This window comes from Streptomyces sp. NBC_01454 (assembly GCF_036227565.1).
Lineage (GTDB): Bacteria > Actinomycetota > Actinomycetes > Streptomycetales > Streptomycetaceae > Streptomyces.
In genome coordinates this window covers 6482499-6507668 of the sequence record NZ_CP109460.1, presented here as the reverse complement: position 1 = coordinate 6507668, position 25170 = coordinate 6482499, and the positions used below count along the sequence as shown (strand labels likewise).

The window sequence follows — 25170 nt, the reverse complement described above, 5'->3', positions numbered from 1 at the left end:
CCCCGCATGACCACGACCGCCGCCCCCGCCACCACGCCGTTCCGCTTCTTCGAGGTCCAGGTCGTCCGCGCCCGGCGGCTGGGGCCGTCCATGGTGCGGGTCACCTTCGGCGGCGAACGGCTGGCCCAGCTCGCCTCCGGCGGTCGCGACCAGCGCTTCAAGCTCTTCCTCCCGCAACCCCACCAGGACCGCCCGGTCCTCCACGACACCGGCGACGGCTGGTACACCTCCTGGCGGGCGCAGGATCCGGCCGAGCGGCCGGTGATGCGTTCGTACACGATCCGCGAACAGCGCCACGACCCGGCGGAGTTCGATGTCGACTTCGCCCTGCACGGCGCGGAGCCGGGCGCCTCCCCCAAGCTCTCCACTCCGTTCGAGCAGGGAGGCGCCCCCACCACCGCGGGCGGACCGGCCTCCCGATGGGCGGCCCGGGCCCGGCCCGGCGACCGGCTGACCGTGCTCGCCCCGGCCGTCGAGGACAACGGCGGGGTCGACTTCCGGCCGCCGGACGGCACCGACTGGATCCTGCTCACCGGCGACACCACGGCGCTGCCCGCGATCGCCGGCATCCTGTCCTGGCTCTCCCCCGGCACCCGCGCCAAGGTGTGGATCGAGATCGCGCACGAGGACGACCGGCAGCAGCTGCCGTCCTTCGCCGACACCGACCTCACCTGGCTGGTCCGCGACGGGGCGGGTGCCGCACCGGGTGCGCCGGTGCTCGACGCGCTGCGCGCCGCCGACCTGCCCGAGGGCACCCCCTACGCCTGGGTCGCCGGCGAGGCCGGGACCGTCAAGGCGGTGCGCCGCCATCTGGTCCGCGAGCGCGGCCTCGACCGCCGGGCCGTCACGTTCACCGGCTACTGGCGGCGCGGCGCCACCGAGGAGGACCTGATCGCGGAGCTGACGGCCACGGCGGCCACGCGCCAGGACGGCTGAGCCGCCCGCACGCGACGCCGCGGTCGAGGGCCCACAACGGCCGGGGCGCACCGCCGGGGCCCGGCCCTCACACCCCGATCCGGGCCAGCGCCTTGCCCGCGTCCGCCCCGCAACTGCCGTTCCCCGCAGCGGTCCAGGCCGCCGCACACAGGGCCCGCAGCCCGTCCAGCGGGGTCCCCTCGCCCGTCACCGCGAGGGTGTCCCCGGACACCTCGGCCCGCCAGCCGCCGCACCGGAAGCCGTCCCCGTCCGCGGTCACCTCGGGCTGCGGGGTGAGCAGTCCGCGCAGATCCGCGTCCACATACGCGGGACGGTGCGGCGGCGGGGCGGCCAGCAGCGCGGCGGGGGTGGTGACGCCGGTGAGCACCAGCAGCGAGTCGACCCCGCCGTTGCAGGCGCCCTCGATGTCCGTGTCGAGCCGGTCGCCGATCACCAGCGGCCGCCGCGCGCCGGTGCGCAGTACCGTCTCCCGGTGCATCGGCGGCTGCGGCTTGCCCGCCACCTGCGGCGATCCTCCCGCCGCGATCCGCACCGCCTCGATCAACGCGCCGTTGCCCGGGGCGATCCCGCGCTCCTTGGGGATGGTGAGATCGGTGTTGGACGCGAACCACGGCACCCCGCGCTGCACCGCGTACGCCGCCTCCGCCAGCCGCGTCCAGTCCAGCGTGGGGTCGAAGCCCTGCACCACCGCCGCCGGATCGTCGTCCGCGGAGGTGACGGGCTCCAGACCGCGCTCGCGCAGCGCCACCAGCAGCCCCTCGCCGCCGATCGCCAGCACCCGCGCGCCCGGCGGCACCTGCTCGGAGATCAGCCGGGCGACCGCCTGCGCCGAGGTGATCACGTCCTCGGCACCGGTCGGCAACCCGAAACCGGACAGCTGGCCGGCCACGGCCTGCGGTGTCCGGGCGGCGTTATTGGTCACATAGGCGAGGTGCATCCCCCCGTCCCGTGCGGTGGTCAGCGACGGGACCGCATGCGCGATGGCCTGTCCGCCGGCGTAGACGACCCCGTCCAGATCCAGCAGCGCGGTGTCATACGCCTCGCTCAGCGCGCGCCGGCACCCGTCGGGCTGCCTGCGAATCTGCTCGTTCATGCCGTCTCGCTCCTCGCTCCCACGCGTCCGCGAAGGATCCGCCGCCCCGCCGGGGGCGCACTCGCCGCCCGGGACCGGTGCGCGGCCCTCCGCTTGGCACCTACCGGTATTTCCAGCCATGCACCGGCTGTCCCCCGATCTTCCCTCATCGGCCGGGCGGCATAGCATTCTTCAATGACCCGTACCGACGGCCTCCGCCTCCTCCCGTTCCGCGGACTGCGTTACGACCGGGACCGCGTCAGCAGCCTGACCGCCGTGACCTCCCCGCCGTACGACGTGGTGGTCCGGCCGGACGGCGTGCGCCATCTGGAGACCGCCGATCCGTACAACATCGTCCGGCTGATCCTCCCGCACGCCCCGGACCCCACCACCCGCCACCGCCAGGCCGCCGACACCCTGCGCCGCTGGCGCGCGGAGGGCGTGCTGAGGCAGGACGCCGAGCCCGCACTGTACGTCTACGAGCAGCGCGCCGGTGCGGTGCTGCAGCGCGGACTGATCGGGGCGCTGCGGCTGGACGGCCCGGTGCTGCCGCACGAGGGCGTCATCCCGGAGGTGGTCGAGGACCGGGCCGCGCTGATGCGCGCGGCGGCCGCCAACTTCGAACCGCTGCTGCTGTCCTACCGCGGCCAGGGCACCGCGACCGGCGCCGCCGCGGTCATCGAGCGCGTGGTGCAGGAGGATCCGCTGCTCGCGACCGTCACCGAGGACGGCTTCGCGCACCGCCTGTGGGCGCTCACCGACCCCGCCGATCTCGCCGCCGTCGACGACGATCTCACCGGCCGGCAGGCCCTGATCGCCGACGGCCACCACCGCTGGGCGACCTACCAGCGGCTGTACGAGCAGCAGCCCGGCGCCGGCGACGCCTCCCCCTGGGCGTCCGGCCTGGTGCTGCTGGTCGACACCGCCCGCTATCCGCTCCAGGTCCGTGCCATCCACCGGGTACTGCCGCATCTGCCGCCGGCCAAGGCGCTGGCGGACCTGGCCGGTTCCTTCCGTGCCCGTACGCTCCCGGGCGAGCTGTCCGCCGCTCTGGAGGCGCTGGAGGAGACGCCCGGCACCGCCTTCGTCCTCGCCGGCGGCCCGGACTCCTTCCATCTGCTGGACCGCCCCGACCCCGCTCTGCTGGACCGTACGATCCGCCGGGACCGGCCCGAGGCCTGGCGGCAGCTGGACGCCACGGTGCTGCACTCCGTTCTGCTGGACGAGGTCTGGCACATCCCCGACCACCCGTCGGACATCGGCTATCTGCATCACACCGGGGCCGCGGTCGAACAGGCCGCCCGGCACGGCGGCACCGCGGTCCTGATGCGCGCCACCTCCGAGGAGACGGTCCGTCAGCTCGCGGAGCGGGGCGTGACGATGCCACGGAAGTCCACGTCCTTCGGCCCCAAGCCCGCCACCGGCCTGGTCCTGCGCACCCTGGACGACACCGGCAACTGAACCCCCGCGCCGCCGCGCCGCGGCACCGCACACCCCTCCCGCGATCGAGTTAGGTTAGGCTTACCTAACCACGTCGCGGGCGGGCCTCCCTGCCCCTGCGCACACCCCACCCTGCGCAGAACGTGGTCAACTCCGCACCAGGGAGGACTTCGTCATGAGTCTCCTCGCACACCCCACCGAGGATCCGGCCGACAGCCGGACACATCTGCTCCACAACGGCACGGCGCACCACTACCACCGCGCGGTCACCGAGACCGTCACCCGGATCAGCGCCAAAATCGCCGGCACCACCCGCCCGTTCACCGGCGTCACCGTCGACGGCCTCACCCCCACCGTCTCCGGCGTCGACCTGGACGCACCGCTGTACGACGCGGCCGCCGCGCTCGACGAACTCGAGGACGTCTACCTCCGCGACGCCGTCTACTTCCACCACCCGCGCTACCTCGCCCACCTCAACTGCCCCGTGGTGATCCCCGCCCTGGTCGGCGAGGCCGTGCTCTCCGCCGTCAACTCCTCCCTGGACACCTGGGACCAGAGCGCCGGCGGCACCCTCATCGAGCGCCGGCTGATCGACTGGACGGCCGAGCGGATCGGCCTCGGCGAGCGGGCCGACGGCATCTTCACCAGCGGCGGCAGCCAGTCCAACCTCCAGGCCATGCTGCTCGCCCGCGACGAGGCCTGCCGCCGCGCGCTCACCGGCGGCGAGCTGCCCGACGACGCCCGGCCCTGCGACATCCTGCCGCGGCTGCGCATCCTCACCTCCGCCTGCAGCCACTTCAGCATCCACAAAGCGGCCACCCTCCTCGGCCTGGGCGCGGACGCCGTCATCGCCGTCCCCTGCGACGAGCAGAAGCGGATGCGCACCACCGACCTCGCCGCGGAACTGGCGCGCTGCCGCCGCGAGGGCCTGATACCCATGGCCGTCGTCGCGACGGCCGGCACCACCGACTTCGGCTCGATCGACCCGCTCCGCGAGATCGCCGGCCTGTGCGCCGGGTACGGCGCCTGGATGCACGTCGACGCCGCCTACGGCTGCGGCCTGCTGGTCTCCCGCCGCCGCGAGCTGCTGGGCGGCATCGAGCACGCCGACTCGGTGACCGTCGACTACCACAAGTCCTTCTTCCAGCCGGTCAGTTCGAGCGCCGTCCTGGTCCGCGACCGCGCCACCCTGCGGCATGTCACCTACCACGCGGACTACCTCAACCCGCGCCGGATGGTGGAACAGCGCATCCCCAACCAGGTCGACAAATCGCTCCAGACCACCCGCCGCTTCGACGCCCTCAAGCTCTGGCTCACCCTGCGCGTCATGGGCGCCCCCGCCATCGGCGCGCTCTTCGACGAGGTCATCGACCGCGCCGCCGACGCCTGGAAGCTGCTGGCCGACGACCCCCGCTTCGAGGTCGTCGTCGAGCCCCGGCTGAGCACCCTGGTCTTCCGCTACGTCCCCAGCACCGACCAGGACCCCGACCTCGGCGACCGGGTCAATCTGCACGCCCGGGAAGCCCTGTTCGCCTCCGGCGACGCGATCGTCGCGGGCACCACCGTCGACGGCCGCCACTACCTGAAGTTCACCCTGCTCAACCCGGAGACCACGCTGGAGGACATCGCCACCGTCCTCGATCTGATCGCCGAGCACGCCGGCAGCTTCCTCGCCGCACGTCCCCGGCCGACCCTCAGTGCGCGCTGATCCTCCACACCGCCGACACCCCATCGGAGCCCCCGTGTCCGCCCCTTACGACTTCATCGCCATCGGCCTCGGCCCGTTCAACCTGGGCCTGGCCTGTCTGACCGAGCCGATCGACGCACTCGACGGCCTGTTCCTGGACGAGAAGCCGGCCTTCGACTGGCACCCCGGCATGATGCTCGACAGCACCCATCTCCAGGTGCCGTTCCTGGCTGACCTGGTCACCCTCGCCGACCCCACCTCCCCCTTCTCGTTCCTGAACTACCTCAAGGAATCGGGCCGGCTCTACCCCTTCTACATCCGCGAGAGCTTCTATCCGCTGCGCGCGGAGTTCAACGACTACTGCCGCTGGGCGGCCGGCAAACTCGACACCGTCCGCTTCTCCCGGCGGGTCACCACCGTCGAGTACGACCCGGCCGCGCAGCTGTACGTCGTCCACGCCGAGCACCTCCCCACCGGCGAGGTCACCGCCCACCGCGCCCGCAAGCTCGTCCTGGGCACCGGCACCCCGCCGCACCTCCCCGACCCTGCCAGGGCCTGGGCGGCGATCTGCTGCACAACTCCGACTACCTCGACGCCAAGGCGGCCCTCCAGGCCAAGGAGAGCATCACCCTGATCGGCAGCGGCCAGAGCGCCGCCGAGATCTACCACGACCTCCTCCAGGACATCGACAGCCACGGCTACCACCTGACCTGGGCGACCCGCTCCCCGCGCTTCTTCCCCCTCGAATACACCAAGCTCACCCTGGAGATGACCTCTCCCGAGTACGTGGACTACTTCCACGCGCTCCCCGCCGCCACCCGCGACCGCCTCAACGCCACCCAGAAGCACCTCTACAAGGGCATCGACTCCGCCCTGATCAACGACATCTTCGATCTGCTCTACCAGAAGAACCTCAGCGGCCCCGTCCCCACCAGGCTGCTCACCAACACCGCCCTGCACCACGCCCGCCACGACGAGGCCGCCGGCACCTACACCCTCGGCCTGCGCCAGGAGGAACAGGGCGCGGACTTCACCCTCGACACCCAGGGCCTGATCCTCGCCACCGGCTACCGCTACCGCGTCCCGGACTTCCTCGCCCCGGTCCACGACCGCATCGCCTGGGACGACGCCGGCCGCTACGACGTGGCCCGTAACTACAGCATCGACACCACCGGCCACGGCATCTACGTGCAGAACGCCGAGCTGCACACCCACGGCTTCGTCACCCCCGACCTCGGCATGGCCGCCTACCGCAACTCGTGCCTGGTGCGCGAGCTGCTCGGCCGCGAGCACTACCCGGTCGAAAAGGCCATCGCCTTTCAGGAGTTCGCCGCCCCCGCCGGCATGCACCACCCCATGGAGATCTCCGCATGAACGAGCACAGCGCGCGCATACCCGGACAGCGCCCGCCGAGCGCCTCCGAGGCCGGGCCCGGCGAGCGGCCGGCCCTCTTCACCCGCACCGACGCCGCGCTCGGGGAGTTCGCCCTGCGCCCCGTCGATCCGGCCGCCGACGCCGAGCTGCTGCACGGCTGGGTCACCCACCCCAAAGCCGTCTTCTGGCTGATGCAGGACTGCGACCTCGCCGCCGTCGAGCAGGAATTCACCCGGATCGCCGCCGATCCCTTCCACGACGCCTTCCTCGGCCTGCACCACGGCACCCCGGCCTTCCTCATGGAGCGCTACGACCCGGCCCACCGGGAGCTGGTCGGCATCCACACCGCCGAGCCCGGCGACGTCGGCATGCACTTCCTCACCGCCCCCAGCGCCACCCCCCTGCACGGCTTCACCCGCGCCGTGCTCACCACCGTCATGGAGATGCTCTTCGCCGACCCGGCCACCCGCCGCGTCGTCGTCGAACCCGACACCCGCAACACCGCCGTCCAGGCCCTGAACAAGGCCGTCGGCTTCGAGGTCCTGCGCACCGTCTCGCTGCCCGCCAAAGACGCCTGCCTCAGCACCTGCACCCGCGAGCAGTTCCTGGCCACCCGAGGAGACCACCGATGACCGCCGCCGGCCGGCCCACCGCCCAGGAAGCCGTCGCCCACCTCACCCCCGCGCGGTGGGCCCGCGCCAACCGCCTGCTGCTGCGCAAGGCCCTCGCCGAGTTCACCCATGAACGGCTGCTCACCCCCAGGCGCCTGCCGCCGGACGGCCGGTACGCGCTGCGCAGCGACGACGACACCACCGAATACCGCTTCGCCGCCCGCAGACAGGCACTGGACCACTGGCAGATCGACGCCGACAGCATCACCCGCCACCGCGACGACGCCGAACTCCCCCTGGACTCCCTGGAGTTCTTCCTCGAATTCCGCGACTCCCTGGGCCTCGACGCCACAGTCCTCCCCGTCTACCTGGAGGAGATCAGCTCCACGCTCTCCGGCACCGCCTACCAACTCGCCGCGAAGCAGCCCACCGCCGCCGAACTCGCCCGCTCCGGCTTCCAGGACATTGAGACCGGGATGACCGAGGGCCATCCCTGCTTCGTCGCCAACAACGGCCGCCTCGGCTTCGGCATCCACGAGTACCACGCCTACGCCCCGGAGACCGCCAGCCCCCTCCAGCTGATCTGGCTGGCCGCCCGCCGCGACCGCGCCACCTTCACCGCCGGCGCCGGCCTCGACTACGACACCCTGATACGCGGCGAACTCCCCCGCCACACCCGCGACCGCTTCACCACCACCCTCACCGGCCTCGGTCTCGATCCCGACGACTACTACCTCTTCCCCACCCACCCCTGGCAGTGGTGGAACAAGCTCTCCGTCACCTTCGCCGCCGAGGTCGCCCAGCAGCATCTGGTGTGCCTGGGCCCCGGCGACGACACCTACCTCGCCCAGCAGTCCCTGCGCACCTTCTTCAACACCACCACCCCCACCGGCCACTACGTCAAAACGGCGCTCTCGGTGCTCAACATGGGCTTCATGCGCGGCCTGTCCGCCTCCTACATGGAGGCCACCCCGGCCATCAACGACTGGCTCGCCCGCCTGATCGCCGCCGACGACACCTTCCGGGCCGCCCGGTTCTCGATCATCCGCGAGCGCGCCGCCATCGGCTACCACCACCGCGCCTACGAGGCCGCCACCGCCAAGGGCTCCCCGTACCGCAAAATGCTCGCCGCCCTCTGGCGCGAAAGCCCCGTCGCCACCCTCGAACCGGGCCGGCGGCTCGCCACGATGGCGTCCCTCCTCCACACCGACGACGAGGGCGGGTCCTTCGCCGCGGCCCTCATCGAGGAGTCCGGCCTGGCCCCCGCCACCTGGCTGCGCCGCTACCTCGACGCGTACCTGACCCCGGTCCTGCACGCCTTCTACGCCTACGACCTGGTCTTCATGCCCCACGGCGAGAACGCCATCCTGGTCCTCGAGGACGGCGCCGTGGCCCGGGTCGTCTTCAAGGACATCGCCGAGGAAATCGCCGTCATGGACCCCGACGCGGTCCTGCCCCCGGCCGTCGAACGCATCCGCGCCGACGTCCCCGAGGACAAAAAGCTCCTCTCGGTCTTCACCGATGTCTTCGACTGCTTCTTCCGCTTCCTGAGCGGCACCCTCGACGACCGCGGCCTCCTCGACGAGGGCACCTTCTGGCGCACGGTCGCCGAGTGCGTCCTCGACTACCAGGCGTCCGCGCCCCACCTCGCCGACAAGTTCGCCCGGTACGACTTGTTCGCCGAGGAGTTCGCCCTCTCCTGCCTCAACCGCCTCCAGCTGCGCAACAACCAGGAGATGGTCGACCTCCAGGACCCCGCGGGCGCCCTCCAGCTCATCGGCACCCTCCGCAACCCGCTCGCCCCCCACGCACCGGCCTCCTGACCCACCCCACTCATGACGAAGGGCGGGACCCCCACGGGTCCCGCCCTTCGTCATTCTCGTCAGCTCAGCCCACGGCAGCGGCGGCCGGCTCAGCCCTGCGCGGCACCCGCTTCGCCCTGCGCGCCGTCGTCGCCGGCCTCGTCGCCCTCGGCCGCGTCCGCCTCGGAGTCGTCCAGCGCGTCGGTGAACTCCACCCCGTCCAGCTCCGCGAGCCGGTCCGAGGCATCCGTCGTGCCACCCTGGTCGGCCTCCAGCGCCCTGGCGAACCAGTCACGCGCGTCGTCCTCACGCCCGACCTCCAGCAGCGCGTCCGCGTAGGCGTACCGCAGCCGCGCGGTCCACGGGTGCACGGCGCTCGAAGCGAGCTCGGGGCTCTGCAGCGTCACCACCGCCGCGTCGGCCTGCCCCATGTCCCGCCGGGCACCCGCCGCGACCAGCCGCATCTCGACCTGTCCGGCCCGGTCCAGCTTCTGCACCTCGGGCTCACCGGCCATCGCCATCGCCTTCTCCGGCCGCCCGAGCCCGCGCTCGCAGTCGGCCATGACGGGCCACAGCTCCACACTGCCGGTCATCCGCCGCGCCGCGCGGAACTCCGCCAGCGCCTCGCTGTACTTGCCGACCGCGTACGCCGCGAAGCCCGCGGCCTCCCGCACCGCCGCCACCCTGGACGCCAGCCGCAGCGCCACCCGGGAGTACCCGTACGCCCGCTCCGGCTCCTCGTCCAGCAGCTTCGCCACCATCACCAGGTTCTTGGCGACGTCCTCGGCGAGCGTCTTCGGCAGGCTCAGCAGCTCCTGACGCACATCCTTGTCGATCTCGTCACCGGTGACGTCCTCCGGAATCGGCAGCCGCTTGATCGGCTCCCGCTCCCGGTCCCGCCGGTCATCCCGCCGGTCGTCCCGCCGGTCATCACGCCCACGCCCGCCGCCCCCATAAGGCCGGCGCCCCCCACGCTCGTCATCCCTGCGGAACCCACCACGGTCGCCACCGCGGTCATCACGCCGGTCACCACCGCGGAACCCACCACGGTCGTCCCGCCGGTCACCGCCACGGTCATCCCTGCGGAAGCCCCCGCGGTCGCCACCCGACGGACGGTCATCCCTGCGGAACCCACCACGGTCACCACCGCGATCGTCCCGACGGTCACCGCCACGGAATCCACCACGGTCACCGCCGGACGGACGGTCATCACGCCGGAAACCACCACGGTCGCCGCCACGGTCGTCCCGACGGTCACCACCGCGGTCGTCCCTGCGGAACCCGCCCCGATCGCCACCCGACGGACGATCATCACGGCGGAAACCACCACGGTCACCGCCCGACGGACGGTCATCCCTGCGGAAGCCACCACGGTCGCCACCGCGATCATCACGGCGCTCACCACCGCGGTACCCACCACGGTCACCACCGGACGGACGGTCATCACGCCGGAACCCACCACGGTCGCCACCGCGGTCGTCCCGGCGCTCACCACCGCGGTCGTCCCTGCGGAACCCGCCCCGATCGCCACCCGACGGACGATCATCACGCCGGAACCCACCACGGTCGCCCCCGCGGTCGCCGCCCGACGGACGGTCATCCCTGCGGAACCCGCCACGGTCACCACCGCGATCATCCCGGCGCTCACCGCCACGGAATCCCCCGCGGTCGCCGCCCGACGGACGGTCATCCCTGCGGAACCCGCCGCGGTCGCCGCCACGGTCGTCCCGACGGTCACCACCGCGGTCGTCCCTGCGGAACCCGCCCCGATCGCCACCCGACGGACGGTCATCCCTGCGGAAGCCACCACGGTCGCCACCGCGATCATCCCGACGGTCACCACCGCGGTACCCACCACGGTCACCACCGGACGGACGGTCATCACGCCGGAATCCACCACGGTCGCCGCCCGACGGACGGTCATCCCTGCGGAACCCACCACGGTCGCCACCGCGATCATCCCGGCGCTCACCGCCACGGGACCCACCACGGTCACCACCGGACGGACGGTCATCACGCCGGAAACCACCGCGGTCTCCACCACGGTTGGCGCCACGGGCGCCCCGGTCATCACGCCGGAAACCACCGCGGTCGCCGTCGTCGCGCCGCTGCGGCCGGCGCTCCGAACGATCGTCGGAAGAGTTGGTGGACATCGACGTGACTCCTGTCTTCGGTACTGCATTCATTCTCGCGCACCGACCACTTCGGCGCGCTTCGGCAAAAACAAAAAGGACCCTTGGTCCCAGCATGAACGCTGGGACCAAGGGTCCTGAAAGATTGTTCGGCGGCGTCCTACTCTCCCACAGGGTCCCCCCTGCAGTACCATCGGCGCGGAAAGGCTTAGCTTCCGGGTTCGGAATGTAACCGGGCGTTTCCCTAACGCTATGACCACCGAAACCCTATCGGGTTCTAGCGAACAAGCACACTTTTTAGTTAAGAGTGAAACTTGGTTCAACCAGCGATTGCGACTGTTCGCAACCCGGGAACCACACAGTGGACGCGAGCAACTGAGGACAAGCCCTCGGCCTATTAGTACCAGTCAACTCCACACCTTACGGTGCTTCCATATCTGGCCTATCAACCCAGTCGTCTACTGGGAGCCTTAACCCCTCAAGGGGGTGGGAGCCCTCATCTCGAAGCAGGCTTCCCGCTTAGATGCTTTCAGCGGTTATCCTTTCCGAACGTAGCCAACCAGCCATGCCCTTGGCAGGACAACTGGCACACCAGAGGTTCGTCCGTCCCGGTCCTCTCGTACTAGGGACAGCCCTTCTCAAGACTCCTACGCGCACAGCGGATAGGGACCGAACTGTCTCACGACGTTCTAAACCCAGCTCGCGTACCGCTTTAATGGGCGAACAGCCCAACCCTTGGGACCGACTCCAGCCCCAGGATGCGACGAGCCGACATCGAGGTGCCAAACCATCCCGTCGATATGGACTCTTGGGGAAGATCAGCCTGTTATCCCCGGGGTACCTTTTATCCGTTGAGCGACGGCGCTTCCACAAGCCACCGCCGGATCACTAGTCCCTACTTTCGTACCTGCTCGACCCGTCAGTCTCACAGTCAAGCTCCCTTGTGCACTTACACTCAACACCTGATTACCAACCAGGCTGAGGGAACCTTTGGGCGCCTCCGTTACTCTTTAGGAGGCAACCGCCCCAGTTAAACTACCCACCAGACACTGTCCCTGATCCGGATCACGGACCCAGGTTAGACATCCAGCACGACCAGAGTGGTATTTCAACAATGACTCCACAACCACTGGCGTGGCCGCTTCAAAGTCTCCCACCTATCCTACACAAGCCGAACCGAACACCAATATCAAGCTATAGTAAAGGTCCCGGGGTCTTTCCGTCCTGCTGCGCGAAACGAGCATCTTTACTCGTAATGCAATTTCACCGGGCCTATGGTTGAGACAGTCGAGAAGTCGTTACGCCATTCGTGCAGGTCGGAACTTACCCGACAAGGAATTTCGCTACCTTAGGATGGTTATAGTTACCACCGCCGTTTACTGGCGCTTAAGTTCTCAGCTTCGCCATGACGAATCATGACTAACCGGTCCCCTTAACGTTCCAGCACCGGGCAGGCGTCAGTCCGTATACATCGCCTTACGGCTTCGCACGGACCTGTGTTTTTAGTAAACAGTCGCTTCTCGCTGGTCTCTGCGGCCACCACCAGCTCACACTGCAAAAGTGATCACCAGCAATGGCCCCCCTTCTCCCGAAGTTACGGGGGCATTTTGCCGAGTTCCTTAACCATAGTTCACCCGAACGCCTCGGTATTCTCTACCTGACCACCTGAGTCGGTTTAGGGTACGGGCCGCCATGAAACTCGCTAGAGGCTTTTCTCGACAGCATAGGATCATCCACTTCACCACAATCGGCTCGGCATCAGGTCTCAGGCACATGCTGTCCGGATTTGCCTAGACAACGCCCTACACCCTTACCCCGGGACAACCACCGCCCGGGCTGGACTACCTTCCTGCGTCACCCCATCGCTTACCTACTACCACCTTGGATCGGCGGCTCCACCACGTCCCTTTGTCCGAAGACTCCAGGCCGGCTTCACGGCCTTAGCATTAATGGATTCGATACTGGGCGTTTCAAAGCGGGTACCGGAATATCAACCGGTTGTCCATCGACTACGCCTGTCGGCCTCGCCTTAGGTCCCGACTTACCCTGGGCAGATCAGCTTGACCCAGGAACCCTTAGTCAATCGGCGCACACGTTTCCCACGTGTGTATCGCTACTCATGCCTGCATTCTCACTCGTGAACCGTCCACAACTCGTTTCCACGGCTGCTTCACCCGGCACACGACGCTCCCCTACCCATCACAGCCTCCGTTGGGAGTATTGCTGCAATGACACGACTTCGGCGGTGTGCTTGAGCCCCGCTACATTGTCGGCGCGGAATCACTTGACCAGTGAGCTATTACGCACTCTTTCAAGGGTGGCTGCTTCTAAGCCAACCTCCTGGTTGTCTCTGCGACTCCACATCCTTTCCCACTTAGCACACGCTTAGGGGCCTTAGTCGATGCTCTGGGCTGTTTCCCTCTCGACCATGGAGCTTATCCCCCACAGTCTCACTGCCGCGCTCTCACTTACCGGCATTCGGAGTTTGGCTAAGGTCAGTAACCCGGTAGGGCCCATCGCCTATCCAGTGCTCTACCTCCGGCAAGAAACACACGACGCTGCACCTAAATGCATTTCGGGGAGAACCAGCTATCACGGAGTTTGATTGGCCTTTCACCCCTAACCACAGGTCATCCCCCAGGTTTTCAACCCTGGTGGGTTCGGTCCTCCACGAAGTCTTACCTCCGCTTCAACCTGCCCATGGCTAGATCACTCCGCTTCGGGTCTTGGGCACGCTACTCAACGCCCTATTCGGACTCGCTTTCGCTACGGCTTCCCCACACGGGTTAACCTCGCAACATACCGCAAACTCGCAGGCTCATTCTTCAAAAGGCACGCAGTCACGACACAGAGACAAGTCTCTGTGCGACGCTCCCACGGCTTGTAGGCACACGGTTTCAGGTACTATTTCACTCCGCTCCCGCGGTACTTTTCACCATTCCCTCACGGTACTATCCGCTATCGGTCACCAGGGAATATTTAGGCTTAACGGGTGGTCCCGCCAGATTCACACGGGATTTCTCGGGCCCCGTGCTACTTGGGTGGTTCTCAAACGAGCCGTTAATGTTTCAGCTACGGGGGTCTTACCCTCTACGCCGGACCTTTCGCATGTCCTTCGCCTACATCAACGGTTTCTGACTCGTCTCACAGCCGGCAGACTGCAAAAGAGAACTCCCACAACCCCAACCACGCAACCCCTGCCGGGTATCACACGTGACTGGTTTGGCCTCATCCGGTTTCGCTCGCCACTACTCCCGGAATCACGGTTGTTTTCTCTTCCTGCGGGTACTGAGATGTTTCACTTCCCCGCGTTCCCTCCACACTGCCTATGTGTTCAGCAGCGGGTGACAGCCCATGACGACTGCCGGGTTTCCCCATTCGGACACCCCCGGATCAAAGCTTGGTTGACAGCTCCCCGGGGCCTATCGTGGCCTCCCACGTCCTTCATCGGTTCCTGGTGCCAAGGCATCCACCGTGCGCCCTTAAAAACTTGGCCACAGATGCTCGCGTCCACTGTGCAGTTCTCAAGCAACGACCAGCCACCCGTCACACACCCTTACCAGGATGCTTCACCGGGGCCGGCATCGCGAAGGTCCAGACAACAGTCCGTACCCTCAGATACCCAACAGCGCGCCCGGCACGACCAGTCGAATCCTGTGTTCCACGCCGAAGCAGTACTAACAGTCCTCATCTGACCGTGCCGAATAGTCAACGTTCCACCCATGAGCAACCAGCATCAGACATTCGCTGATGTACTGGCCTCTGACCCGGACAAGTCCGAGTAAGAAGTGCTCCTTAGAAAGGAGGTGATCCAGCCGCACCTTCCGGTACGGCTACCTTGTTACGACTTCGTCCCAATCGCCAGTCCCACCTTCGACGATTCCCTCCCACAAGGGGTTGGGCCACCGGCTTCGGGTGTTACCGACTTTCGTGACGTGACGGGCGGTGTGTACAAGGCCCGGGAACGTATTCACCGCAGCAATGCTGATCTGCGATTACTAGCAACTCCGACTTCATGGGGTCGAGTTGCAGACCCCAATCCGAACTGAGACCGGCTTTTTGAGATTCGCTCCACCTCGCGGTATCGCAGCTCATTGTACCGGCCATTGTAGCACGTGTGCAGCCCAAGACATAAGGGGCATGATGACTTGACGTCGTCCCCACCTTCCTCCGAGTTGACCCCGGCAGTCTCCTGTGAGTCCCCATCACCCCGAAGGGCATGCTGGCAACACAGAACAAGGGTTGCGCTCGTTGCGGGACTTAACCCAACATCTCACGACACGAGCTGACGACAGCCATGCACCACCTGTACACCGACCACAAGGGGGCGCCTGTCTCCAGACGTTTCCGGTGTATGTCAAGCCTTGGTAAGGTTCTTCGCGTTGCGTCGAATTAAGCCACATGCTCCGCTGCTTGTGCGGGCCCCCGTCAATTCCTTTGAGTTTTAGCCTTGCGGCCGTACTCCCCAGGCGGGGAACTTAATGCGTTAGCTGCGGCACGGACGACGTGGAATGTCGCCCACACCTAGTTCCCAACGTTTACGGCGTGGACTACCAGGGTATCTAATCCTGTTCGCTCCCCACGCTTTCGCTCCTCAGCGTCAGTATCGGCCCAGAGATCCGCCTTCGCCACCGGTGTTCCTCCTGATATCTGCGCATTTCACCGCTACACCAGGAATTCCGATCTCCCCTACCGAACTCTAGCCTGCCCGTATCGAATGCAGACCCGGGGTTAAGCCCCGGGCTTTCACATCCGACGTGACAAGCCGCCTACGAGCTCTTTACGCCCAATAATTCCGGACAACGCTTGCGCCCTACGTATTACCGCGGCTGCTGGCACGTAGTTAGCCGGCGCTTCTTCTGCAGGTACCGTCACTCTCGCTTCTTCCCTGCTGAAAGAGGTTTACAACCCGAAGGCCGTCATCCCTCACGCGGCGTCGCTGCATCAGGCTTTCGCCCATTGTGCAATATTCCCCACTGCTGCCTCCCGTAGGAGTCTGGGCCGTGTCTCAGTCCCAGTGTGGCCGGTCGCCCTCTCAGGCCGGCTACCCGTCGTCGCCTTGGTAGGCCATCACCCCACCAACAAGCTGATAGGCCGCGGGCTCATCCTTCACCGCCGGAGCTTTCCACACACAGACCATGCGGTCGTGTGTCATATCCGGTATTAGACCCCGTTTCCAGGGCTTGTCCCAGAGTGAAGGGCAGATTGCCCACGTGTTACTCACCCGTTCGCCACTAATCCCCTCCCGAAGGAGGTTCATCGTTCGACTTGCATGTGTTAAGCACGCCGCCAGCGTTCGTCCTGAGCCAGGATCAAACTCTCCGTGAATGTTTTCCCGACTGCGTTTAATTAAAAACTGCGGGTGAAACACACACGAGAGCGGAACGACTAGACGGAATAGGTCCGGTCGTTCACAGCGTCCTCGCTGTGTGTGCCATCCGCACCACATGGGCGCCGATGGACTTTCAAAGGAACCTCATCCACCGAAGTGGACGGGGTATCAACATATCTGGCGTTGACTTTTGGCACGCTGTTGAGTTCTCAAGGAACGGACGCTTCCTTTACGCCTGTTTCACCAGGCTCTCCGGGCGCTTCCCTTCGGTCTTGCGTTTCCGACTCTATCAGATCCTTGCGGGCCCGATTTTCGCCGGTGGGTTTCCGCCTTTCGGCTTCTTCGCGTTTCCGACTCTATCAGATCCGGTTTCTTGTCGATTCCGGTTCCGATTTTCGTCGGAGGCCGCCTTGGAGCAGTTATTCGCTGCTGCCGTTCGGCGTGGTTACTACTTTAACGGTTTTCCCTGGCGACTCATAATCGAGTCGGCGGGGTCTGAATTTCGGCAACGCGAAAGAAGACCCGTCAGGGAATCGTGCGGAGTAGTTGGTTGCGCCGCCTCCGGCCCACGCACAATAGCGTTGCCCGTCTCAAGCGGCTCGGGCTACGTTAGGCGGTTGGCGACACGGAGTCAAGTAGCGGTGGTCGTGCGGCGCCGGGGGACGTGCGGGCGGTAGGGACTGACCGTGGGATCGTCGGCGATCCAGTAACGCCAGGGGTGGTCGGCTCCGTCTCCGCCGACGCCGGTGCGCGGGCCGTTACGCACCAGTTCCGGGGCAGGCGGGCGGCCGTGCAGCAGGGAGAGCGGGGCATCGCCGCCGGCGCACAGGTCGGTGCCGTCGAGACTGCGGTCGATGTCGAGGGCGGTGGCCAGGCGGGCGGGGCCCTTGGCCAATTCCCTGGCGTTGCGGGCCTTGGGGCGGCGGCCGGCCGCCAACTCCGCGCCCGTGACGATCTCGCCGGCCCGCAGCAGCACTCCGCTCGCCTTGCCCTCGGGGCAGCAGACGGCGTTGAGGCTGAACCACATGCCGTAGATGAAGTAGACGTACGCATGGCCGGGCGGGCCGAACATGGTGGCGTTGCGTGCGGTGCGGCCGCGGTAGGCGTGGGAGCCGGGGTCGTTCTCGCCGTCGTAGGCCTCGGCCTCGGTCAGCCGGAGTTCGATCGGGCCGTCGGGGGTGTTGCGGAGGAGGGTGCGGCCCAGCAGGTCGGGGGCCACCTCCACGACGGGACGGGCGAAGAAGTCGCGGGTGAGGGGCATTCGTTCCGGTACGTCGGCCATGCGGACCGAGGGTAGTGCAGCCGTGCGGAAGGCGGCTGGCCATGGAGGCGTCGCTGTTGGGAAGGTGTGGGCCGTGGAACCGGGTCGCGCGGTTCCGCGTTCGTAGGAAGCGCACCGGGAACACGGTGCGCCACAGGACACAGGCGTTCCGCCTGGGGAGGACGAGCATGGGATTCAAGAAGCTGCTGGCGAGCCTGGGGGCCGGGGGCGCGTCGGTGGAGACGGTGCTCTTCGAGGAGAACGTCGTCCCGGGCGGGGTCGTGCAGGGCGAGGTGCGGATTCAGGGCGGGTCCGTGGCACAGCAGGTCGAGGGGCTCTCGGTCGGGCTGCAGGCGCGCGTCGAGGTCGAGAGCGGCGACGAGGAGTACAAGCGGAACATCGAGTTCACCAAGGTGCAGCTGGGCGGTGCGTTCGAGGTGCAGCCGGGTGCGGCGCACAATGTGCCGTTCGGGCTGGAGATTCCGTGGGAGACCCCGGTCACCACGTTCCTGGGCACGCATCTGCACGGGATGAACGTCGGGGTGACGACGGAGCTGGCGATCGCCCGCGCCGTGGACTCCAGTGACCTCGACCCGGTGAATGTGCACCCGCTGCCGGCGCAGCAGGCGATCCTGGACGCGTTCGGGCGGCTCGGGTTCCGCTTCAAGGCGGCCGATCTGGAGAAGGGGCACATCCGGGGGACGCGACAGCGGCTGCCCTTCTACCAGGAGATCGAGTTCCATGCGCCGCAGCAGTACCGCGGGCTGAACCAGGTCGAGCTGTCGTTCGTGGCGGACGACCGGGAGATGGACGTCGTCCTGGAGATGGACAAGAAGCCGGGGCTGTTCACGGAGGGGTCGGACACCTACCGGTCGTTCACGGTGGGGCTGAACGACTTCGAGGGGACCGACTGGGCGGCATACCTCAACCAGTGGCTGGCGGAGGTCGGCGGCAAGCGGAACTGGCTCTAACCTGGCCGGACAGGTATCAGCAAGCGATCAGGAGGTGTTGTGGTGTCCGAGCTGAAGCGGCGGCCGCTCCCGCACGATTTCCATCCGCCGGTGCCGTCGTTCACGGTGCTGAGCGAGGAGATGGAAGAGGGCGGGACGCTGCGCGCCGAGCAGATCTTCGCCGAGGGGAACCGTTCGCCGCAGCTGCGGTGGGAAGGTGCGCCCGCGGGGACGAAGAGCTACGCCGTCACCTGCTACGACCCGGACGCGCCGACGGGCAGCGGCTTTTGGCACTGGACGCTGTTCGACATCCCGGCGTCGGTGACGGAGCTGCCGGCCGGTGCCGGGTCCGGCGAGATGAAGGGGCTGCCCGAGGGCGCCGTTCATGTCCGTAACGACTACGGGACGCGGGACTTCGGGGGCGCGGCGCCGCCGCCCGGGGACGGTCCGCACCGCTATGTGTTCACGGTGTACGCGGTGGACCAGGAGAAGCTCGGTCCGGACGCGGATGCCTCACCGGCCGTGGTGGGCTTCAATCTGCGGTTCCACACCATCGGGCGGGCCCAGCTGATCGCGGAGCACGAGGTGCCCGCGGCGGGCTGAGCGCCGTAATTCCGTTGCGCCCCGGCGCTTCCGCACGCACAGTGGTGTCCGTGCCGCCGCCCCTCACCGGGCGGCGGGCAGTCGGTACCGCAGTGGCGGGAGCGGCGGGGCGCAGGTGTGTCGTCCGCCTCCCCCATGCCTCACGGGCATGGGAGGTGCCCCCACCCTGAGCCCGCATCGTGCCGGGCGTCCTCGCCGGCTGCCGTTCGCTCCGGGTCCCGTATGTTCACGGGGGTGGGACCCGGGGCGCACTCATTCCGCGGTGCGCGCGTCGCCGCGGCACCTCCTTTTCATCTGCCGATCGCTCTCCATTTCCCTTGTGGCATACGGAAATTGCGTTGTTCGGGGAATACCTGCCGCTGCACAGTGGAGCAACTTCGCCACGGGGGCGGAGCGGGTCCGGGAGGTGGACGGGATGCGCGAGACGCTGGTGCTGAATGCGAGCTTCGAGCCGCTGTCGACGGTGTCGCTGCGGCGTGCGGTGGTGCTGGTCATGCAGGACAAGGCCGTCGTCGAGCACGCGCATCCGGGGCTGCGCATCCGTGCCGCTTCGGTGGACGTCCCGGTGCCGCAGGTGATCAGGCTCAGCAGATACGTACGGGTGCCGTTCCGAAGACGGGCGCCCTGGTCGCGTAGGGGTGTGCTGGTGCGTGACCAGCACCGGTGTGCGTACTGCGGGCGCCGGGCGACGACCGTGGACCATGTCGTGCCGCGGTCGCACGGCGGAGGGGACACCTGGCTGAATACCGTCGCCTCGTGTGCGGAGGACAACCACCGCAAGGCGGACCGTACGCCCGAGCAGGCGGGGATGCAGCTGCTGCGGCGGCCGTTCGAGCCGACGCCGGCGGATGCGCTGCTGTCGACGCTGGGGGTGTCGGTGCGGGACGGGCTGCCGGAGTGGCTGCCGCTGCCCGCGTAGGCCGCGGCCGGCCGGTCCGTCCCGTAGCGGGCCGTCGCCCGACTCGCCTTATTTCAGGAGGAGTTGGGCGATGGCCAGCAGGCCGACGATGACGATGACGGCACGCAGGGCGATGGGCGGCAGCCGGCGGCCCACCCTGGCGCCGAGCTGGCCGCCGAGGGTGGAGCCGACCGCGATCAGGGCGACGGCGGTCCAGTCGAAGTGGGCGACGAAGAGGAAGAAGACCGCCGCGACGCCGTTGACGATCGCGGCGAGGACGTTCTTGAGGGCGTTGACGCGCTGCAGGTCCTCGCTGAGCAGCAGGCCCATCAGGGAGAGGTAGAGCACGCCCTGGGCGGCGCCGAAGTAGCCGCCGTAGGCGCTGGCGAGCAGCAGCCCGAGCAGCAGGGCCCAGCCGCCGTCGCGGGCGGCGGTGGTGCCGTTGCGCTCGCGGCGGGCGCGGAGTGCGGCGGCGAGCCGGGGCTGGGCGATGACGAGCACCAGCGCGACGGCGATCAGCACGGGGACGATCGTGTCGAAGGCCTTCGAGGGCAGGGCGAGCAGCAGGATGGCGCCGCCCAGTCCGCCGATCAGTGCGGTCAGGCCGAAGCGCAGCACGCGGCGGCGCTGGCCGACGAGTTCCCGGCGGTAGCCGAAGGCGCCGCTCAGCGAGCCGGGCACCAGGCCGAGGGTGTTGGAGACATTGGCGGTGACCGGGGGCAGGCCGAAGGCGAGCAGCACCGGGAAGGTGATCAGGGTGCCCGAGCCGACGATGGTGTTGATCGTGCCGGCGCCGAGTCCCGCGGCGAAGACGGCGACTGCTTCCCAGATGGTCACGCGGAGTCCCCCCGTGCATGAGCGGTGTGATTGCCGACCGATCATGCACCAGGGGGCGCGGGGTCAGTCGATCGGGGGCGTCTCGTGGTGGGGCGAGCTGGGCTTGGGGATGGAGCCGCCGCCGGTCGGCGGGGCGAAGTTGCCGAGGGCGCCGCCGAGGCCCTTGAGGGCGTCGCCGATCTCGCTGGGCACGATCCAGAGCTTGTTGGCGTCGCCTTCGGCGATCTTCGGGAGCATCTGGAGGTACTGGTAGGAGAGCAGCTTCTGGTCCGGGTCGCCCGCGTGGATGGACTCGAAGACCACCCGGATCGCCTGGGCCTCACCCTCGGCGCGCAGGGCCGCGGCCTTGGCCTCACCCTCGGCGCGCAGGATCGAGGACTGCTTCTCACCTTCGGCGGTGAGGATCTGGGACTGCCGGACACCTTCGGCCTGGAGGATGGCGGCGCGCTTGTCACGGTCGGCGCGCATCTGCTTCTCCATCGAGTCCTGGATGGAGGTCGGCGGCTCGATGGCCTTCAGCTCGACGCGGTTGACGCGGATGCCCCACTTGCCGGTGGCCTCGTCGAGGACGCCGCGCAGGGCCGCGTTGATCTCCTCACGGGAGGTCAGGGTCCGCTCCAGGTCCATGCCGCCGATGATGTTCCGCAGGGTGGTGACGGTGAGCTGCTCGATGGCCTGGATGTAGCTGGCGACCTCGTAGGTCGCGGCGCGGGCGTCGGTGACCTGGTAGTAGATCACCGTGTCGATGTTGACGACGAGGTTGTCCTGGGTGATCACCGGCTGCGGCGGGAACGGCACGACCTGCTCGCGGAGGTCGATGCGGTTGCGGATGGAGTCGATGAACGGGACGACGATGTTCAGGCCGGCGTTGAGCGTGCGGGTGTAGCGCCCGAAGCGTTCCACGATGGCGGCGCTGGCCTGTGGGATGACCTGGATCGTTTTGATGAGTGCGATGAACACGAGCACCACCAGGATGATCAGGACGATGATGATCGGTTCCACAGCGGCTCCCGTGCCCTTCGTTGCTGGTCCGTGCCGGCCGGCGACCGGCTTGCCGTTGATCAGTCTTTCAGAGACATGGCTCGTCGCGCAGCGCGTTGGGGTCAGATGACGACGGCGGTGGCGCCTTCGATCTCGACGACGTCGACCTGCTGGCCGGGCTCGTAGACCTGATTGCCGTCGAGCGCGCGGGCCGACCAGACTTCGCCGGCGAGTTTGATGCGGCCGCCCGTCCCGCCGTCGACGCGCTCCAGGACCGTGGCGCTCTTGCCCTTCAGCGCGTCGATTCCGGAGGCGAGGGCGGGACTCTGGCCGCGATGACGGTTGGCGAGGGGACGTACGACGGCGATCAGCGCGACCGATACCGCGACGAACACCAGGAATTGCGGCACGATGCCGGCACCGATGCCCGCGGTGACGGCACCGGCGACGGCACCGACCGCGAGCATCCCGAATTCGGGCATCGCGGTCACGACGAGCGGAATGCCCAGCCCTACGGCGGCGATCAGCCACCACACCCATGGATCCACGGCTTCATGGTAGATCCGTGCGGCGGCGCGGGACAGGGGACGATCGGTCAGCGACCGGAGTTATGCGCCGCGATGGGCCCCGGACGACGTCCGGTGAAGGTGCTTTCACAGGGGCGGCCGGGCGGCGGGCCGGCTCAGGTCAGGGGCAGACCCTGCGCCGTCCAGCGGTCGTTGCCGTTGCGCTCGACGATCAGCGGAAGGCCGAAGCAGTGGGAGAGGTTGCTGGAGGTCAGTTCCAGCTCGAGCGGGCCGGCCGCCAGGACCTTGCCCTGACGGATCATCAGGACGTGGGTGAAGCCCGGGGCGATCTCCTCGACGTGGTGGGTCACCATGATCATCGAGGGGGCGTACGGGTCACGGGCGAGGCGGCCCAGGCGGCGCACCAGGTCCTCGCGGCCGCCCAGGTCGAGGCCGGCGGCCGGCTCGTCCAGCAGCAGCAGCTCGGGGTCGGTCATCATCGCGCGGGCGATCAGGGTGCGCTTGCGCTCGCCCTCGGAGAGGGTGCCGAACTTCCGGTCGAGGTAGGCGGTCATGCCGAGACGGTCGAGGAAGGCGCGGGCGCGCTGCTCGTCGATCTCGTCGTAGTTCTCCTGCCAGCTCGCGGTCATGCCGTACGCGGCGGTGAGCACGGTCTGCAGCACGCTCTGGCTGCGCGGCAGCTTGTCGGCGAGCGCGATGCCGGCGACGCCGATGCGCGGGCGCAGGTCGAAGACGTCGACCTTGCCGAGCTGCTCACCGAGGATCGACGCGCTGCCGGAGCTCGGGAAGAGGTAGCTGGAGGCGAGATTCAGCAGGGTGGTCTTGCCGGCGCCGTTGGGGCCGAGGATCACCCAGCGCTCCCCCTCCTTCACCGACCAGGAGACCTGGTCCACCAGAGCCCGTCCTTCGCGGACCACGGATACGTCCACCAGCTCCAGCACATCGCTCATGAGCGCGATCTCTCCCATTGCTTCTCGGTCGTCGTGTGCACCGGTAGGCGCAGCCCCCCTGCAAACCTACGCCACTCGTTGTCGGTGCCGTTCCCTAGGCTGGGGGGCATGCTCGATGAACCTCGTTCGGGACGGCTGGCGGCATGGGGAAATGCCCTTTTGGCCGGACTTGTCTCACCTGATGAAGCCGCGGACCGTATCGCGGACGACGACGCGGTGCACCGCGTGGAGGGCCTGCCCGGGGAGGAGAAGCCGGTCGGGCTGACCCTCGCGCTGGGGCGGCTGCGGGCGCTGGGGGCGGTCGGCCTGCGGGTGGCGCTGCCGGTGCCCGGCCATCCGCTGGGGCTGTGCGGCCCGCCGGAATTCAATGCGCGGGCGCTGGAGGCTGAGGAGGCGGTGCTCGCCTCGGGTGCGGGGCTCGGACTGGTTCCGGAGACGTACGAGGCCGGGCCGGAGGGCGGCGCCGGACCCGATGTGCATGTGGAGGTGGTCTGGCGCTGTCTTCCGGTGCGCGAGGCGCCGCCGGCCGATGTGCCGTCGCTGGGCGAGGCGGAGCGGGAGCTGGCGGAGGCGCTGCGGGAGGCGACCGAGCTGCTCTCGACGCTGGATGTGGCCGGGGCCGGGCCGGTGGCGCAGGCGGCGCTGGAGGCGTACCGGGCGCGGGCGGAGGCCGGCCGGCGAATGCTGGCGCCCGGGTATCCGCCGCGTGCGGTGCGGGTGCTGGAGCTGGCGCAGCGCGTCGGTGCGCTCATCGACATCGCCCAGCAGGCCGGCGGGGAGCACGGCGGCGCGGTCAGCTCCTCGCAGATCGCGGCCCGCGCCGAGGCGCTGCGGCCGGTGGAGCGTACGGCCCGGCGGGCGCAGGTGGCGGCGTACAACTCCGCGGTCGAGGAGCGGGAGCGGCACCGGGGGTGAACGGGACGGGCCCCGCCGGACCATTGTGTGGTCCGGCGGGGCCCTAGGGGGTGTCCGCCCCCTAACCGACCGGGGCCGAACGCCTCTGGGCAGGCGAAGCCGTTCGGCCCGGGTCGGACAACCTCAGTTGTTCGTAGTGAAGTTGCCGACGGCGGGGTTGAGCACACCGATGACGTTGACCGTGTCGCCGCCGACGTTCACCGGGACGTGCACGGGGACCTGGACGAGGTTGCCCGAACCGATGCCGGGGGACTGCATCGCCGCACCGGCGGCCTGCGGGCCGCTGGTGGCGAAGGCGGAACCGGCTGCCGCACCGAGGGCGAGACCGGTGGTGGCGAGAACGAGGGCGGCCTTCTTGGCGGTGTTCATGGGGCGTGTTCCTCACGTGGTGGCACAGTGCCGGAAGGACAGTGTCTGAGGGAGGGGACCGGCCGCGCGTCCATGGGGGGACGGGGCCGGTCCGGCGTGACCCGCGCGGAGCATGGCGTCGGGCGGGTCAGGCGGATGCTGCGGACGTGCCTGCGCTCAGTAGTTGACGCAGGGGTCGCCGAAGGTGGGGTTGAGCGCACCGATGACGGTGGCGGTGACACCGCAGGCGTTCACGGGCACGTGCACCGGAACCTGGACGGTGTTGCCGGAGACGATGCCCGGGGAGTGCACCGCGCCGCCGACGGCCTGCGGTCCGGACTGCGCCGAGGCCACGCCGGCGCCCGCGAGGGCGAGACCGCTCGCCGCCATGGTGATGGCCGCTGCCCGCTTGATGTTCTTCACTTCTGTCTCCTCCTTGCCGTTGCCGTGGCCAGCCGCCACGACTGCACTGGACAACGGCCGGGCGCGGGAAGGGATGCGCCGAACGGGCTAC

The 25170-nt window shown here is 68.3% G+C and carries 19 protein-coding genes, 3 rRNA genes and 1 pseudogene; 10 read left to right on the top strand and 13 right to left on the bottom strand.

Annotation, left to right across the window (positions count from 1 at the left end; genetic code table 11):
- The first annotated feature begins 6 nt into the window (after window positions 1-6).
- Window positions 7-936 (top strand): siderophore-interacting protein, encoded by a 930-nt coding sequence (locus OIU81_RS28790; RefSeq protein WP_329152425.1) that lies wholly within the window; start codon window positions 7-9, stop codon window positions 934-936.
- A gap of 67 nt (window positions 937-1003) precedes the next feature.
- Here OIU81_RS28790 and OIU81_RS28785 read toward each other — a convergent pair whose 3' ends face one another.
- On the bottom strand, window positions 1004-2029 hold the full coding sequence (locus OIU81_RS28785; RefSeq protein ID WP_329152424.1) for an HAD-IIA family hydrolase: 1026 nt from the start codon (window positions 2027-2029) through the stop codon (window positions 1004-1006).
- 174 nt (window positions 2030-2203) lie between these two features.
- On the opposite strand from OIU81_RS28785, the gene OIU81_RS28780 reads away from it, so the two are divergent.
- The 5 genes and pseudogenes from OIU81_RS28780 (at window position 2204) to OIU81_RS28760 (ending at window position 8943) form a co-directional block, all read left to right on the top strand.
- Entirely contained in the window at window positions 2204-3469 is a 1266-nt protein-coding gene (locus OIU81_RS28780; protein ID WP_329152422.1) for a DUF1015 domain-containing protein, read from the top strand.
- Window positions 3470-3623: 154 nt separating this feature from the next.
- Complete coding sequence (locus tag OIU81_RS28775; RefSeq protein WP_329152421.1) at window positions 3624-5156, top strand: pyridoxal phosphate-dependent decarboxylase family protein; 1533 nt, start codon at window positions 3624-3626, stop codon at window positions 5154-5156.
- A pseudogene (locus tag OIU81_RS28770) lies at window positions 5146-6509 on the top strand (lysine N(6)-hydroxylase/L-ornithine N(5)-oxygenase family protein). Before OIU81_RS28775 ends, OIU81_RS28770 begins: the two are co-directional and overlap by 11 nt.
- Window positions 6506-7141 (top strand): GNAT family N-acetyltransferase, encoded by a 636-nt coding sequence (locus OIU81_RS28765; protein WP_329152420.1) that lies wholly within the window; start codon window positions 6506-6508, stop codon window positions 7139-7141. Before OIU81_RS28770 ends, OIU81_RS28765 begins: the two are co-directional and overlap by 4 nt.
- Complete coding sequence (locus tag OIU81_RS28760) at window positions 7138-8943, top strand: IucA/IucC family protein (RefSeq protein ID WP_329152419.1); 1806 nt, start codon at window positions 7138-7140, stop codon at window positions 8941-8943. Before OIU81_RS28765 ends, OIU81_RS28760 begins: the two co-directional genes overlap by 4 nt.
- A gap of 89 nt (window positions 8944-9032) precedes the next feature.
- Here OIU81_RS28760 and OIU81_RS28755 read toward each other — a convergent pair whose 3' ends face one another.
- The 6 genes from OIU81_RS28755 to OIU81_RS28730 form a co-directional block, all read right to left on the bottom strand.
- The gene (locus OIU81_RS28755; RefSeq protein ID WP_329155427.1) at window positions 9033-9791 is read right to left on the bottom strand and encodes a hypothetical protein; all 759 of its coding nucleotides are present in this window, start codon (window positions 9789-9791) and stop codon (window positions 9033-9035) included.
- Window positions 9728-10978: a hypothetical protein gene (locus tag OIU81_RS28750; RefSeq protein WP_329155623.1), complete on the bottom strand. Its 1251-nt coding sequence runs from the start codon at window positions 10976-10978 to the stop codon at window positions 9728-9730. The genes OIU81_RS28755 and OIU81_RS28750 overlap by 64 nt, the downstream gene beginning before the upstream one ends.
- 223 nt (window positions 10979-11201) lie before the next feature.
- A 5S ribosomal RNA gene (rrf, locus tag OIU81_RS28745) occupies window positions 11202-11318 on the bottom strand.
- Window positions 11319-11431: 113 nt separating this feature from the next.
- Window positions 11432-14550, bottom strand: a 23S ribosomal RNA gene (locus OIU81_RS28740).
- A gap of 303 nt (window positions 14551-14853) precedes the next feature.
- Window positions 14854-16382: ribosomal RNA gene (locus OIU81_RS28735) — 16S ribosomal RNA — on the bottom strand.
- Together the 16S, 23S and 5S rRNA genes form the textbook arrangement of a ribosomal RNA operon.
- A gap of 635 nt (window positions 16383-17017) precedes the next feature.
- Window positions 17018-17668, bottom strand: a complete 651-nt coding sequence (locus tag OIU81_RS28730) for a DNA-3-methyladenine glycosylase (RefSeq protein ID WP_329152417.1) — start codon at window positions 17666-17668, stop codon at window positions 17018-17020.
- A 167-nt stretch (window positions 17669-17835) separates the two neighbouring features.
- On the opposite strand from OIU81_RS28730, the gene OIU81_RS28725 reads away from it, so the two are divergent.
- From OIU81_RS28725 to OIU81_RS28715, 3 genes are all read left to right on the top strand, one after another.
- Window positions 17836-18618: a sporulation protein gene (locus OIU81_RS28725; protein ID WP_329152416.1), complete on the top strand. Its 783-nt coding sequence runs from the start codon at window positions 17836-17838 to the stop codon at window positions 18616-18618.
- 42 nt (window positions 18619-18660) lie between these two features.
- Window positions 18661-19200, top strand: coding sequence for a YbhB/YbcL family Raf kinase inhibitor-like protein (locus OIU81_RS28720; protein WP_329152413.1), 540 nt, complete (start codon window positions 18661-18663; stop codon window positions 19198-19200).
- 415 nt (window positions 19201-19615) lie between these two features.
- The gene (locus OIU81_RS28715) at window positions 19616-20119 is read left to right on the top strand and encodes an HNH endonuclease (protein ID WP_329152411.1); all 504 of its coding nucleotides are present in this window, start codon (window positions 19616-19618) and stop codon (window positions 20117-20119) included.
- A 48-nt stretch (window positions 20120-20167) separates the two neighbouring features.
- Here OIU81_RS28715 and OIU81_RS28710 read toward each other — a convergent pair whose 3' ends face one another.
- The 4 genes from OIU81_RS28710 to OIU81_RS28695 form a co-directional block, all read right to left on the bottom strand.
- On the bottom strand, window positions 20168-20935 hold the full coding sequence (locus tag OIU81_RS28710; RefSeq protein WP_329152408.1) for a sulfite exporter TauE/SafE family protein: 768 nt from the start codon (window positions 20933-20935) through the stop codon (window positions 20168-20170).
- 63 nt (window positions 20936-20998) lie between these two features.
- Window positions 20999-21937 (bottom strand): SPFH domain-containing protein, encoded by a 939-nt coding sequence (locus OIU81_RS28705; protein ID WP_329152406.1) that lies wholly within the window; start codon window positions 21935-21937, stop codon window positions 20999-21001.
- A 101-nt stretch (window positions 21938-22038) separates the two neighbouring features.
- Window positions 22039-22452 (bottom strand): NfeD family protein, encoded by a 414-nt coding sequence (locus OIU81_RS28700; protein WP_329155426.1) that lies wholly within the window; start codon window positions 22450-22452, stop codon window positions 22039-22041.
- A gap of 146 nt (window positions 22453-22598) precedes the next feature.
- A complete protein-coding gene (locus OIU81_RS28695) occupies window positions 22599-23411 on the bottom strand; it encodes an ABC transporter ATP-binding protein (RefSeq protein WP_329152404.1) in 813 nt (270 codons plus the stop codon).
- A 90-nt stretch (window positions 23412-23501) separates the two neighbouring features.
- Here OIU81_RS28695 and OIU81_RS28690 point away from each other — a divergent pair, with 90 nt between their 5' ends.
- Window positions 23502-24308 (top strand): hypothetical protein, encoded by an 807-nt coding sequence (locus OIU81_RS28690; protein ID WP_329152402.1) that lies wholly within the window; start codon window positions 23502-23504, stop codon window positions 24306-24308.
- A 123-nt stretch (window positions 24309-24431) separates the two neighbouring features.
- Here the strand turns inward: OIU81_RS28690 and OIU81_RS28685 are convergent, their stop codons facing one another.
- Together OIU81_RS28685 and OIU81_RS28680 are read right to left on the bottom strand one after the other, a co-directional pair.
- On the bottom strand, window positions 24432-24677 hold the full coding sequence (locus tag OIU81_RS28685; protein WP_329152400.1) for a chaplin: 246 nt from the start codon (window positions 24675-24677) through the stop codon (window positions 24432-24434).
- Window positions 24678-24833: 156 nt separating this feature from the next.
- Complete coding sequence (locus tag OIU81_RS28680) at window positions 24834-25079, bottom strand: chaplin (RefSeq protein WP_329155424.1); 246 nt, start codon at window positions 25077-25079, stop codon at window positions 24834-24836.
- Window positions 25080-25170 lie beyond the last annotated feature (91 nt).

What these genes read in the sequence shown, in the direction of transcription:
- OIU81_RS28715 (WP_329152411.1), top strand. Translation starts at nt 19,616, where the DNA reads ATGCGCGAGACGCTGGTGCTGAATGCGAGCTTCGAGCCGCTGTCGACG.
- OIU81_RS28730 (WP_329152417.1), bottom strand. Translation starts at nt 17,668, where the DNA reads ATGGCCGACGTACCGGAACGAATGCCCCTCACCCGCGACTTCTTCGCC.
- OIU81_RS28775 (WP_329152421.1), top strand. Translation starts at nt 3,624, where the DNA reads ATGAGTCTCCTCGCACACCCCACCGAGGATCCGGCCGACAGCCGGACA.
- OIU81_RS28725 (WP_329152416.1), top strand. Translation starts at nt 17,836, where the DNA reads ATGGGATTCAAGAAGCTGCTGGCGAGCCTGGGGGCCGGGGGCGCGTCG.
- OIU81_RS28685 (WP_329152400.1), bottom strand. Translation starts at nt 24,677, where the DNA reads ATGAACACCGCCAAGAAGGCCGCCCTCGTTCTCGCCACCACCGGTCTC.
- OIU81_RS28760 (WP_329152419.1), top strand. Translation starts at nt 7,138, where the DNA reads ATGACCGCCGCCGGCCGGCCCACCGCCCAGGAAGCCGTCGCCCACCTC.
- OIU81_RS28785 (WP_329152424.1), bottom strand. Translation starts at nt 2,029, where the DNA reads ATGAACGAGCAGATTCGCAGGCAGCCCGACGGGTGCCGGCGCGCGCTG.
- OIU81_RS28780 (WP_329152422.1), top strand. Translation starts at nt 2,204, where the DNA reads ATGACCCGTACCGACGGCCTCCGCCTCCTCCCGTTCCGCGGACTGCGT.
- OIU81_RS28695 (WP_329152404.1), bottom strand. Translation starts at nt 23,411, where the DNA reads ATGGGAGAGATCGCGCTCATGAGCGATGTGCTGGAGCTGGTGGACGTA.
- OIU81_RS28690 (WP_329152402.1), top strand. Translation starts at nt 23,502, where the DNA reads ATGCTCGATGAACCTCGTTCGGGACGGCTGGCGGCATGGGGAAATGCC.
- OIU81_RS28765 (WP_329152420.1), top strand. Translation starts at nt 6,506, where the DNA reads ATGAACGAGCACAGCGCGCGCATACCCGGACAGCGCCCGCCGAGCGCC.
- OIU81_RS28790 (WP_329152425.1), top strand. Translation starts at nt 7, where the DNA reads ATGACCACGACCGCCGCCCCCGCCACCACGCCGTTCCGCTTCTTCGAG.